14 protein-coding genes and 1 tRNA gene are annotated in these 12428 nt (G+C 57.5%); 8 read left to right on the top strand and 7 right to left on the bottom strand.

Annotation, left to right across the window (positions count from 1 at the left end; all coding sequences use genetic code 11):
• Positions 1 to 10: 10 nt before the first annotated feature.
• On the bottom strand, positions 11 to 1078 hold the full coding sequence (locus tag LKE28_07455) for an ABC transporter substrate-binding protein (protein ID MCH3908064.1): 1068 nt from the start codon (positions 1076 to 1078) through the stop codon (positions 11 to 13).
• A gap of 102 nt (positions 1079 to 1180) precedes the next feature.
• Entirely contained in the window at positions 1181 to 2188 is a 1008-nt protein-coding gene (locus LKE28_07450) for an AEC family transporter (protein MCH3908063.1), read from the bottom strand.
• A gap of 66 nt (positions 2189 to 2254) precedes the next feature.
• Here LKE28_07450 and hpt point away from each other — a divergent pair, with 66 nt between their 5' ends.
• The 6 genes from hpt (at position 2255) to LKE28_07420 (ending at position 7834) form a co-directional block, all read left to right on the top strand.
• Complete coding sequence (gene hpt / locus LKE28_07445) at positions 2255 to 2812, top strand: hypoxanthine phosphoribosyltransferase (protein MCH3908062.1); 558 nt, start codon at positions 2255 to 2257, stop codon at positions 2810 to 2812.
• A gap of 8 nt (positions 2813 to 2820) precedes the next feature.
• Entirely contained in the window at positions 2821 to 3357 is a 537-nt protein-coding gene (locus LKE28_07440) for a phosphoribosyltransferase (protein MCH3908061.1), read from the top strand.
• Complete coding sequence (locus LKE28_07435) at positions 3357 to 4628, top strand: adenylosuccinate synthase (GenBank protein ID MCH3908060.1); 1272 nt, start codon at positions 3357 to 3359, stop codon at positions 4626 to 4628. Before LKE28_07440 ends, LKE28_07435 begins: the two co-directional genes overlap by 1 nt.
• 223 nt (positions 4629 to 4851) lie before the next feature.
• Positions 4852 to 5943 carry an extracellular solute-binding protein gene (locus LKE28_07430; GenBank protein MCH3908059.1) on the top strand — a complete coding sequence of 364 codons (1092 nt, stop codon included), beginning with the start codon at positions 4852 to 4854 and terminating at the stop codon, positions 5941 to 5943.
• Between the two features lie 122 nt (positions 5944 to 6065).
• Positions 6066 to 7406: an adenylosuccinate lyase gene (gene purB, locus LKE28_07425; GenBank protein MCH3908058.1), complete on the top strand. Its 1341-nt coding sequence runs from the start codon at positions 6066 to 6068 to the stop codon at positions 7404 to 7406.
• The gene (locus LKE28_07420; protein ID MCH3908057.1) at positions 7403 to 7834 is read left to right on the top strand and encodes a GNAT family N-acetyltransferase; all 432 of its coding nucleotides are present in this window, start codon (positions 7403 to 7405) and stop codon (positions 7832 to 7834) included. The genes purB and LKE28_07420 overlap by 4 nt, the downstream gene beginning before the upstream one ends.
• Here LKE28_07420 and LKE28_07415 read toward each other — a convergent pair.
• The 3 genes from LKE28_07415 to LKE28_07405 are packed head-to-tail and all read right to left on the bottom strand — an operon-like array spanning position 7807 to position 9618.
• Positions 7807 to 8820 (bottom strand): alanyl-tRNA editing protein, encoded by a 1014-nt coding sequence (locus LKE28_07415; GenBank protein ID MCH3908056.1) that lies wholly within the window; start codon positions 8818 to 8820, stop codon positions 7807 to 7809. The genes LKE28_07420 and LKE28_07415 overlap by 28 nt on opposite strands.
• Positions 8771 to 8965 carry an alanine--tRNA ligase-related protein gene (locus LKE28_07410; protein MCH3908055.1) on the bottom strand — a complete coding sequence of 65 codons (195 nt, stop codon included), beginning with the start codon at positions 8963 to 8965 and terminating at the stop codon, positions 8771 to 8773. The genes LKE28_07415 and LKE28_07410 overlap by 50 nt, the downstream gene beginning before the upstream one ends.
• Entirely contained in the window at positions 8962 to 9618 is a 657-nt protein-coding gene (locus tag LKE28_07405; protein MCH3908054.1) for a trimeric intracellular cation channel family protein, read from the bottom strand. Before LKE28_07405 ends, LKE28_07410 begins: the two co-directional genes overlap by 4 nt.
• Positions 9619 to 9713: 95 nt before the next feature.
• Here LKE28_07405 and LKE28_07400 point away from each other — a divergent pair, with 95 nt between their 5' ends.
• Positions 9714 to 10313 carry a hypothetical protein gene (locus LKE28_07400; protein ID MCH3908053.1) on the top strand — a complete coding sequence of 200 codons (600 nt, stop codon included), beginning with the start codon at positions 9714 to 9716 and terminating at the stop codon, positions 10311 to 10313.
• On the opposite strand, the gene LKE28_07395 is transcribed toward LKE28_07400, so the two are convergent.
• Positions 10304 to 10861 carry a hypothetical protein gene (locus tag LKE28_07395; GenBank protein MCH3908052.1) on the bottom strand — a complete coding sequence of 186 codons (558 nt, stop codon included), beginning with the start codon at positions 10859 to 10861 and terminating at the stop codon, positions 10304 to 10306. The genes LKE28_07400 and LKE28_07395 overlap by 10 nt on opposite strands.
• 77 nt (positions 10862 to 10938) lie before the next feature.
• Between LKE28_07395 and LKE28_07390 the strand changes: the two genes are divergently transcribed.
• A tRNA-Cys gene (locus LKE28_07390) sits at positions 10939 to 11010 on the top strand.
• 196 nt (positions 11011 to 11206) lie between these two features.
• Here LKE28_07390 and LKE28_07385 read toward each other — a convergent pair.
• Positions 11207 to 12427 carry an MFS transporter gene (locus LKE28_07385; GenBank protein MCH3908051.1) on the bottom strand — a complete coding sequence of 407 codons (1221 nt, stop codon included), beginning with the start codon at positions 12425 to 12427 and terminating at the stop codon, positions 11207 to 11209.
• Between the last annotated feature and the right edge of the window lies 1 nt (position 12428).

The raw sequence follows: 12428 nt of genomic DNA, 5'->3' as shown, positions 1-12428 counted from the left end.
CCAACATAGGTTACTTGGAAAGAGAAACAGATTTCTCGAAGGCCTCGCGGATCTCGGTGCGTTGCTGGTAGCAGCGTACCCAATCCAGCCCCATGTCCTTTTTGATCAAATCATCCGTACTGATGCTGTCATATGGGATATGATCACCACTGTTCCATCCTTTCAGAACGGAATGCATCCACCCTTTGACGATGAACTTCTGGCCTTCCTCGCTGAGCAACCAGTCCGTCACCTTCTCACAGGAGGCGATGTTGTTGTTCGCCGATTTGTCGCCGGCGACCGTCATCACGGTGGAAGGAATCAGAATCACGCCATCATCCGGATAGATGACGGAAATGGAACTTCCCTCTTCTTCCCGTTTCTTCAGAACGGACTCTTCCAGGATCATCAGCTCCTTGCATTCGCCGGTCTCCAGCTTGGCCAACGCGGTGGAACCGCTTTCGATCATGATCTGTTGTTTTCCCAGTTGGTCGAAGTACACATACCCGTATTTCTCCGACAGCGCCGCGGCGGCAGCCATCGTCGTCCCGCTGGTCAGCGGGTTGCCCATGGAGATGTATCCCTTCAATGCGGGATTGGTGGCGAAATCCTTGTACGAGGTGGCAAGATCCGATGGCTTGTACATCTCAGGATTGTATGCAAGCACCATGTTGCAGACACGCACCGGGTACCATGCCCCTTCCTTGTCGTAGTCGAACCGGAGATTGGCGCGGTTCGGGGAAAGATACTTGTGCAGGTATCCATCCTCATTCAGCTCCAATGAGTAGGCAGGTTCGGCGACCAGCATCATGTCACATCCCAGTTTCCCCGTCGCCATTTCACCGGCAACCTTGGTCTGGATTTTTCCGGTTCCTCCCTGGAAGAATTCGATGTTACAGTTGGGGAACTTCTCAGCCAACGCGTTATCCATCATGGTGACGATATCCTCGTAGATCGAGGTATAGATCATGATGTTGCCCGTCACCGTTTTGTCCGGCACGATTCCCGTAGCCGTTGCTGCGGTCTCCGAAGCTCCTCCGGCGAACAGCAGGGAAACCCCCAATCCCAGCATCGCCACAATGGAACACACCTTTTTCATAGCAAAAAACCTCCTTGGAACCACATGGCCCCCAGGTAACTGTACTATGGGTTGGGTGAATCCGCAAGAAAGATATTGTCCTTTTACCAACAGGTTTGTTGTCTACAATACTCGTTCCGCCAGCTTGGTGAACACCGGAATGGTGACCACCGACAGGATGGTCGTCCCCATGACAAGCAGACCCGCATAGGAGGAATTCTTATGGAACAGCACCGCCGCCGTGCTGATATTCACCCCGCAGGGGCAGGCGGACACGATGACGATGATCAACGCCAGCGTCTTCAGGATTGGCTGGGCGTCCAAAACACCGCGAAGCGGAAGGAAGCAGAGGATGATCAACAACGGACTGACCACCAGACGGAGGATGAAGACCATCACCATCCGACGGGCGGGGAAGCCCTCTCCGTTCTTTGCCCGTTTGAAATTGGCGAACAGGATTCCCAACAGGAACATGGAAAGCGGCATGTTCAGCGAACTGAGCGAAGAGATTGTCTCCCCGATGATCGGAGGCAGTGTCCAGGGGCTGACGAACAGCAGGAAGGCGAACAACGAACCGATGATCATCGGTTTGGTGACCACCGCCTTGACGCTGAGGTGCCCGGTCATCACGTACTGTCCATGGATCCAGAAGATCGTGTTGAACATCAACAGGTACGGAACGATGTAGAACGTCGCCTCCGGACCCATCGCAGCCTGGACGATGGGAATTCCGATGTATCCGCAGTTGGAGTACACCGTCCCCATCCGGTCGATGGCCGCAAGCGACGCGTCGGCATGCTTGCGGGGTACGAACTGGGAAAGGGCGATGAGCAGAAGCATACCGCTCAGCGAAAAGAGCAGCATGACCAACGTGTTGTGGAACCGCTCGGGCTCAAACGGGATGTTGTAGGGATCGATGACGATCGCCGGGGCGATGACGTACAGGAGCAGGAAGGATAGATACTGCGCTTCCTTGTCCCCGTAGTGCATCAGGCGGGAAACGCCGAAACTCAGACCGATGAGAAGGAGCATCTCGACCAGTTGCCGGAAGACCAAAAAAGCCATGGCACCATTCTTCACCAAAGCCCCCGGTTTGTCCATCAGGCGCGAAGCCCCTTGCGCCTCTTTCATTGACACAGCCCCTCTTTTCGGATATTCCATACATATCCGTACAACCGATTTCAGAGAGGAGCCATCATGCCACAGTCTCTAGCAATCCCTGCGTTGTCTGAGGATCTGAAGAGCGTTCTCATCGACGCCAACACCATCGGACGCAGGGTCACCGAATTGGCCCGCCAGATCGACAACGACTACCAGGACAAAGGAGAGCTTTTGATCGTCGGCGTTCTGAAGGGCGCGTTCATCTTCACCGCCGACCTGACCAGAAACCTTACCAAGGAGCACATCGTCGATTTCATCGCGCTTTCTTCCTATCAAGGGGAGAAAACCTCCGGCAACGTCCGCCTGTTGATGGACACCCGTCAGAACATGGAAGGAAAGAACGTCCTGATCGTCGAGGACATTCTGGATTCCGGCTACACGCTGGACTACCTGATCCGCATGTTCAAGGAGCGCAAACCCCTGTCGGTGAAGACCGCCGTATTGCTGGACAAGCCGGACCGCCACGTCGTGCCGGTGGAGATCGACTACTGTGGCTTCACCATCCCCGACGTCTGGGTGGTCGGTTACGGTCTGGACTACAACGAAAAGCATCGCACGCTTCCGTACATTGCAGAGATGTATCCGCAGAAGTGAGGTTTGGAATGGACGAACAGAAGTATTACGTTTCCTACACGAAAGTGCACAAACTGGTCAAATCGCTTGCCGAGCGGCTGATGGCCACCGGCTACAATCCCGACCTGATCGTCGCCATCGGAAGCGGCGGGTTCATTCCCGCCCGTATCCTGAAGACGTTCATCAACCGCCCGATCTACGCGGTGGGAATCTCCTACTACGGAGTGGACCACACCCATCGGGACCATCCGACGAAGATCCAGTGGATCGACGAGGTGGCCAACCAGCTGACCGGCAAGAACATCCTGTTGATCGACGAGGTGGACGACACCCGCACCACGCTGGCCTACTGCGTTGGGGAACTGTTGAAGTACAAGCCGAAGGAAATCGCCGTGCTGGTGCTGCACAATAAACTGAAGAAGAAAGACGTCGAGATGCCCAGCGAGATCAAACGATACTACGTCGGAGAGGAAATCCCCGATGAATGGATCAAATACCCGTGGGATGCCATCGACATCGACGAGCACAATGAAATGGAACGCAAACAGCGCGAGGAGGGAAAGTAATGAGTGTCATATCCGTAATCGGAGCCCAATCCGGCGACGAGGGGAAAGGACGCATCGTCGACTACATCGCCCAGAAGGCTGACGTGGCCATCCGTTACCAAGGCGGCGACAACGCAGGACATACCGTGGTCAACGAAAAGGGAAAATTCGCCCTGCACATCATCCCCAGCGGCATCTTCAATCCCCACACCATCAACATCGTGGACGCGGGAGCGGTGGTGAACTTCACCACCATGGAAGAAGAGCTCAAGCATCTGGAAGAGAAGCACGTCGACACCAGCAACCTGTTCATCGACACCCGCGCCCATCTGATCATGCCGTACCACTGCGCCCTGGATGGCGCTGAGGAAAACAAACGCTCCAACGCCCAGAAGATCGGGACGACCAAACGGGGCATCGGCCCCTGCTACGCCGACAAGTCGGCCCGGAGCGGACTGCGCGCCGGGGATCTGTTGGATCCCGACTACCTGAAGCTCCGTCTGGAGATGGTACTTCCCCTGAAGAACCGTGAGCTTGCCTACTACGGACTGCCCGAGTACAAGGAAGAGGACCTGCTTGCCCTCTGCGCCTCTTGGCGGGAGAAGTTCGGAAAAAGAATCGTCGACACGCTGCCCATCGTCCGTGACGCCTACAAGACCGGCAAGAACATTTTGCTGGAAGGACAGCTTGGCATCATGCGGGATCTGGACTGGGGCATCTATCCGTACACCACCAGCAGCAACCCCACCGCAGGCGGCGCCTGCACCGGTGCGGGCATCGCACCCCGGAAGATCGACAAGGTGATCGGCGTGGCCAAGGCCTACTCCACCTGCGTCGGTGGAGGCCCGTACCCCACCGAGCTGTTTGACGAAGACGGTGAAAAACTCAGGAAGATCGGAGGGGAGTTCGGCGCAACCACCGGCAGACCACGGAGAACCGGTTGGTTTGACGCCGTCGCCGTGGAGTTCGGATGCTGGGTCAACGGCTTCACCGACATCGCCCTGACCAAGCTGGACGTACTGGATACGTTCCCCAAGATCAAGGTGTGCGTCGCCTACGACATGGGGGATGGAAAGAAAACCAATTACCTGCCGGACACCAAGGGACAGGAGAAGGCGAAACCGATCTACGAGGAGTACGACGGATGGATGTGTGACACCACCGCGGCCAGAACGTGGAACGATCTCCCCTCCAAAGCGCAGGCGTTCGTCACTCGTCTGGAGGAGCTCTGCGGGTGCCCGATCACCTACATCTCCGTTGGTCCGGAACGCGACCAGATCATCATTCGGTAGTCCTTACAGCCGCCCGGGATTGCTCCTGGGCGGTCTTTTTTTTCCCATCGTTACAGAAATCACAAAAAAATTGCAGGATTTTCCCTGATTCCCCCCCATCACGCTCCTTGACTGTTTTCCGGAATTAAGGAAAGAATTGGCTAGCTTTTTTGCAAGACACCGCACGGTCACTGGTGTTACCAATTCTGATGCGGCGTGACACCTTTTTTCGGAGCGTTTTGAGATGAACAAAAAATCTGCAAAACTGTTCTTGTTGGTTCTGTCGCTGCTTCCCGTGCTGTTCTTCGGTTGCAGCAAAAATTCGGGATCTTCCGATTCCGGATCCACATCAAGCAAAAGTTCCTCGGAAAGAAAACTGTACATCTACAACTGGTCATACTACACGCCGGATTCCATCATCGAGTCCTTCTCCAAGGAGTATGACTGTGAGGTGGTGCTGGACTACTTCGCCAGCAACGAGGAGATGTACGCCAAGCTGAAGGCCGCCGGCAACGGCGCCGGATACGACATCATCGTCCCCTCCGGCGACTACGTCTCCATCATGAAGGCGCAGGACATGCTGGAGAAGATCGATCCCGCCAAGTTCCCCAACTCAAAGTACATCTCCGACCTGGTTCTGGAGAAAGCGCTGTATGACCCGAAGATGGAGTACAGCGTCCCGTACTACATGGGAGCGGCGGGAGTGGCCGTCAACAAGAAGATGGTCTCCGATTACACCCGTGACTGGTCGATCTTCGCAGACACCCGCCTTGCCGGACGGATGTGCATGCTGGACGACATGCGGGAAGTGCTGGGAGACGCCCTCTCCTACCTGGGCTACTCGGTCAACACCACCAACATGGACGAGCTGGAGAAGGCACGCCAACTGGTCAAATACCAATGGAAACCGAACCTGGTGAAGTTTGACGCCGAAGGATTCGCCAAGAGCTTCGCCCAGGGTGAGTACTACGTGGTGCAGGGCTATGCCGAAGGCATCTTCGAGGAGCTTCCCGAAGAGAAATGGGGCGACGTCGATTTCTTCATTCCGGAGAAAGGCGGCCCGATGTACATCGATTCGCTGTGCATCCCCAAAGGCGCCAAGCACTACGACCTGGCCATGGCGTTCATCAACTACATCCACGACCCGAAGAACTACGCACAGTTCCTGGATCGCTTCCACTTCCCCGCCTCGGTGAACCCGGAAGCTGACACCTACCGGACCACCACGCCGTTCTACACGGTGGATGACCTGCGCAACTGTGAGCTGAAGGACGACCTGGGCCAGTATCTGGACGCCTACAACACCGCCTGGGAATCCATCCGGTACGTGGAGTAACCCCAGCCTCGTTGCAAAAAGGCGCATCGCCTGCTAGAGTTGTGGGTGCGAGGTATCCAATGGCAACCTTCACCCATGACACGTACATCTCCCCTTTGACGTGGAGATACGGGAGCGCGGCGATGCGCTCACTTTTTTCCGAACAGCACAAACGGATTCTGCTCCGAAAGGTCTGGGTGGCCTTGGCGGAAGCAGAGCATGACGCAGGGCTCGTCACCGACGAACAGGTCGCCGAGCTGAAAGCCCACCAACAGGACATCGACATCGACAGGTCTTCCCAGATCGAGGCGGAGATCCACCACGATCTGATGGCGGAGATCCGGACCTACGCCGAACAGTGCCCCACCGCGGGAGCCATCATCCACCTCGGGGCGACCAGCATGGACATCGAGGACAACGCCGAGGCGCTCCGCCTCTCCGAGGCAATGGACGAGATCATCGCCAAAGTGAAGAAGCTGCTGTCCGCTTTCGTCGAGAAGATGCGAATCTACCGCGATACCCCCTGCATGGCGTTCACCCACATCCAACCGGCCGAACCGACCACCATCGGCTACCGGTTCGCCCAGACGGCACAGGATCTGACCGAGGATCTCAGGGAACTGAAACAGGTCCGTAAGACAATCCGTGGCAAAGGGATGAAAGGAGCCGTCGGCACATCGGCGAGCTATGGGGAACTGCTCAAGGGCACCGGGATGACCACGTTTGATCTGGAACGGAAGGTGATGGACACGTTGGGACTCTCCAGTTTCACCGCCGCCACCCAGGTGTACAGCCGAAAGCAGGATCTGAGGATCGCCCAGGCGATCTCCAACCTGGACGCGACGCTGGCCCAGTTCGCCATTGACTTCCGGATTCTGATGAGCCCCCCCATCGGGGAATGGAGCGAGCCGTTCGGCTCCAAGCAGGTCGGCTCGTCCGCCATGCCGTTCAAACGCAATCCCATCAACAGCGAGAAGATCGACAGCCTGGCGCGGTACGCATCCTCCCTGACCGCTCCGCTGTGGCAGAACACGTCGTACATGCTGTTGGAACGGACGCTGGATGACTCGGCAAACCGCCGCTTGATCCTCCCCTCGCTGTTTTTGACCACCGACGAGATTCTCCTCACGGCGACCAAAGTGGTCACCGGCATGGTGATCCACCAAGGGGCAGTGAAACGGAACCTTGACACCTACGGGCTGTTCGCATCCAGCGAACGCCTTCTGATGGAGTTGGGGCGCAAAGGCGCCGACCGGCAGAAGATGCACGAGGAGATTCGTGAGGCGTCGCTGAAGGCGTGGGATGCCGTCCAGAACGGCAAGCCAAACCCGCTGAAAGACGAGCTTTCATCCAACGCCACGATGCTCCGCTACCTGTCCAAAGAGGAGATCGCCTCGTTCCTGGACGCCAGCGACTACATCGGGGATGCTCCGGCACGGACCGACATGGTCATCGCCGAAGCCCAGAAGGAGATGCAGGCATGACGATCACCCAGGAAACGGACAAACGGAAGTACCTTGATCTGCTTCACCTCTGCGAGGAAGACGACGAGATTCTTGCCGACTATCTGGACCGAGGAGAGCTGTTCGTCCTCTCTGACCCCAATCCCATCGGCGTCTGCCTGGTGACCAAAGAAGGGGACGGGTTGTATGAGATCAAGAACATCGCCGTACGGAAGGACGCGCGAAGAAAAGGGTATGGTACGGCGTTGGTCTCGTTTGTCTACTCCCACTACCCCGACCTGGCCACGTTGATGGCAGGCTCGGCGGAAAACGACGACAACCAGCGGTTTTACCTGGGAATGGGGTTCTTCCAGACGTACAAGGTACGCCACTACTTCCGAGCGAACTACGGCATGGAGGACGATGACGACGATCTGATCATCTACTCCAAGACGCGGGAGAAGGCCTGAAACAACGCTTCCGGCGCCCCTTCCCCCATGCCTTGGTACAGCGGGTCTCGGCCGCCGCCTTTGCCGTGGATCGGACCGAGAAGATCCGTCCGGTGGGCGTTAAACGCGAAACCGCGATAGGAACCGCAGAAGGCCATCAACCAGTACAGCTTCTCCCCTTCCTTGCGCACGGCGCACAGGGCCAGGTCCGTCTGGGGATCCAGACACTGGGCCAGGTCTTTCAGATCAAACACCTCACCGGTGATGTCCCAGGTCGCGATGCCATGGAGCGTGGAAAGATGAGACCGGCAGATATCCAGCTTCAGATGGGCATCCTCCGCCTTCAGGGTGTGATAGGCATCCAGTTGCCGTTGTTCCACTTCCAGAAGATCGACCGGGGTGGCGCTGTGCAGGGCGCAGAGCTTCTCCACCAGATTCCGGTTGTGCCGGATCTCCCTCAGTGCGTTTTCCGCCACACGGAAGACCAGCCGGACATGGGAGCGGATCATTTCCTGACCCACATACTGCACCAGCCCGATCTCCCGGGTATTGGCCACATGGAGACCTCCGCAGGCGATCATGTCCACGCCGTCGATGACGACGATCCGCACCGGGCCGGACACCTTGATGGACCGCCGCATCCCTAACTTTTCCGCGTCTTCATGGGACATCTGCTCGTATCGGATGGCATGCCCCTCACGGATCACCTGGTTGACGGCATCCTCCAACGCGTAGCAGGTTTCCTGCGAAATCTCATTCTGGTTCGTCTCGATCGTCAGGATATCCTCACCTTCGTGGACGGCCACCGTCCCGATGGAGAAACGGGTGAACAGCGTTCCGCTGATGGTATGCTGGGCGGCATGCTCCTGCATGTAGAAGTAGCGGTGCGGCCAATCCAGGCTGATGTGCACCACGTCCCCGACGGAGAAGGTCGGCTTGTCCACCATGTGGCGGATCTCATGCTCGTCCGTCTTCTGGGTATCGACAAGACGGGACGATCCGATCATTCCCACGGTCCCCCGGCTGCCCTCCTCCTTCCGGATAGCAGATCGTCCGGTCCAGGATGACAATGTTGCCGTCAATGGCAAGCACCTTGGCATCCAGTTCCTTCCGATAAGGTTCCTGGTAATACACCGCTTCCGTCTGTATCATTTGTGATGCTCCTTTTCCTTCTTGTCATGGAACTCCAGGTGGTCCTCAACCGGCAGTGCCGTGTCCGCCACAGGAAGGTGGAACTGATACCGGATGGCGATGACCCTGAGGATCGTCACCACGAAGCTGGTGATCACAAACGTGGGGAACATCGGCATGCCGAAATGTTCCAGCACCAAGTACACCACCCCTCCGATCAGGCTGGCCGTGGCATAGAAATCACTGGTCAGCACGATGGGCACCGACTTGGACATCACGTCCCGGATCACCCCGCCGCCGACGGCAGAGAACATGCCGCAGAGAATCTGTCCCACCGGCCCGATGCCGTACAGGGCGCCTTTGGCCATGCCAAGGGCGGTGAACACCCCCAGCCCGATGGCGTCGCTGAACAGGATGATCCTCCAGCGACCAACCACCTTCGGGGCGAGAAAGAACATCACCAGTCCGGTGGCCACGCAGATGATGATGTAGGCGCTGTTGGAGAACGCGGCGACCGGGGTGGCCCCCAGAAGCACGTCACGAAGCATGCCGCCTCCGCACCCCACGGTGCAGGCGAACACCACGACCCCCAGGATGTCCAGTTTGCATCGGACTCCTTTCACGGCACCGGTGATTGCGAAGATCATCGTGCCGAACAGGTCGAACCCGTACATGATAGACTGCTCGAAGTCCATGCCCGTACTGTACCAGAAAACCGATGCTTGTCCAAGAAGATGAAGTTGGCTATCTTGGTGGAGAGGAGGCAGGCATGTCTGTCATTAAGTCGGCGTGGGAAATCGCGCTGGAAAAAACGCAGGATATCAAGGTCGATCCCGAGAAGATCGCCACAGCGGAGAAAATCCAGGAAGGAAGGAAGATCGCCGCGGCGTTCCTGCAGGATGAAGAACAGACGGTGGATTCCGTCAAGAAAACAATCGCGGCATACAAAGGCCACGACAAGGATCTGATCCTCAAAGGGGTGGTGGCCACCATCGTGGACAACATCAGCCTTCCGCTGAACGACGGCTACAAGCCACGGTTCAAACGGGTGGCTGAGCTCACATCCCTGACCGGCAACCGCAATTTGATCGGACTGGTGGGGCAACTGGAACAGTTCTTCGACCAATATCTTTCCCAGATCCAGCAGATGACCGAACAGGCCAAACGGCAGTACCAGCCACGGCTGGAACAGAAACAGGCGGCGCTCCGGGCGCAGTACGGCGATGACGTCGTCCTGAAACCGGAACAGGATCCCGATTTCATCAAGATGCTGGACAAAGCGTTGAAACAGCTGGACGCGCAGTACGGACAGGCGGTGACCAACGCCAAGGAACAGCTGAAATCGTCCGTCGGCTTGGATCAGACGTAATAGACGGGAAGCGTCCGGGACCGAGGCAACAGGTCAAAGCCCAGCGAACATCCCACATAGGCGGTGACGTCCCCACGGAACGGGACGTCACTTCTGTCTGTGGACAAGAAGTACCATGTTCCCGTCACTCCGGTGACCAGGGCGAAATCCCCGGTAGGATCGGAGGCCAGGCGGAAACGAAGCCCCAGCTCCCCCATGGCCCCCAATGCGGAAACACTGCCAGCCGTTGACGCCAGGCCCACGCCATAGAACAGGTTCACTCCTCCGGCGATGACGCTGGTTCCCACCGGCCCGATGGTCAACCGGACCTGGGCGGTCTGAGTCGGTCCCAAATCCCACAGGACGGAAGCATGGCTGCTGATGCCGAAGGTGCTTTGGTTTAGATATGCGAACTGGGCGAAATCCATCCCCAATCCTCCTGCGGATTCTCCACTGCCTGCCGTCCCATACCGCCCCGCCAGCGACAAGTTGCTCCAAACCCCGGGCTTTTGTGCGAACAGCGGGCAGAGCGCGACGAGCACCATGATCAGAGCGATTGCCTTCTTCATTTCCTGTTTCTCCTCCCTTGATTATCCTGAGAGAATCTGGTATCGTCAATCTTGCTGTCACTGAAGGCGGCTCAGTCGGTGCCGTATCCAAGTGGTAAGGAAACGGTCTGCAAAACCGTCATGCGTTGGTTCGAGTCCAATCGGCACCTCTAAGCAACCCGGATCCGGGTTGCTTTTTTTTGGATCACTACCGTTTGGTGTGGGGTGAGGAGGGATGATATCCGCCACTCCATCCCATCCTTCTTCTGGAAGAGCATACAGGGCGCCTGCAACCACGTTGTACGGCAAAGCCCCGAAAATTCCGCTTGCACCCACCCATAAGAAAATTGCTCTGTCGGTGCATCCCTAGTCCTCGGTTCGCTTCCCCGCTCCCCCATCTGCACCAGGCCCAACAGCCGCTGACTTCTCTCTGGAATGGTATGCTTGCCGGGTTTTCGCGGTCCGCATCCACAGGATTCCCATGCACAGCAGGGCGATGACCAGGCTGACACAGAGCAACGCCATGGCGACGCCATAGCCCAGACTGCCGACAATCCTGCCGAATCCCAAGTTGAACAGCACGTCGGCCAGGCTGGCGATGCTGATGACTCCGGTAGTCACCCGGGAGCGAAGCGCCGGCGGCGCGTAGCCCGACACCACGGCGACGATAGACGGATAGACGACGGCGACGAACAAGCCGGCGAAGAACAGGATGTTCAGATGGTTGGTGGCGAACGCCGCGATATACGCCCCGGATCCCAGCGCCAAGGACAGGGTGATGATCCGGATCGGACCTACGCTGTCCACCATCGGGGCCAAGATGAGACGCCCCACCATAATCCCCGCGGAGAACAGGGCCAACGCCGTTCCCGCCGTCGCGGCGCTCTGCTTCAAATGCTCGGAACCGTATAAAATCAAATAGTTTGTGACACCATGTTCGGCGATCAGATAGAATGCCAGGGCTCCGGTAAGGAGCGCCACCGCGCCCATATCCGTCTTCCCGGATCCCTTCGTCGTCGTTGTCTCCCGCACTTTGGGGGCGAACGAGCGGGTAAGGAAGAACGGTAGGGAAAGGAGGGCCAACGTCACCGCCAGCACACCGACCAGACCTGAGAACACCGCCTGGCTGGACGCGTAATGGGAAAACACCAGCTGGGAGCCGGACGTCCCGACACCCTGGATGAAGAACAGGCTGTTGACCACGGCGAGCTTTTTCTTCTCTGAAAACTCCGAGGAGATCAGATTGACCGTCGCATTGAGCAGCGTGGAAAGCCCCAACGTCAGGAAAAACCCGACGGCAAGAAAGGAGAATCTGCTTCCCTGAAGCAGCAACAACTCGCTGGCGGCAAGAAGCAGAATAAACACCACCAGCGCACGTCGTCTCCCCATGGCATCCAGGACGACCCCGCCGGCCAACAGGCAAAGCAGGTTGCCCACGTAACTCAACGAGACGATGACGCCCAATTGCTCAACGGAAAAGCCATATCCTTCCCGAAACAGCGGCGTAAAGATTCCCCGCATCGCATCACTGGTTCCGAGCAGCACCATCAAAGAGGCGGTGCAGATGAACAGGAACTTGTGCTTCATA

Source organism: Sphaerochaeta sp., from assembly GCA_022482495.1.
GTDB lineage: Bacteria > Spirochaetota > Spirochaetia > Sphaerochaetales > Sphaerochaetaceae > RUG023.
The sequence above is the reverse complement of the archived record's forward strand: the minus strand, read 5'-3'. Positions and strand labels throughout refer to the sequence as shown.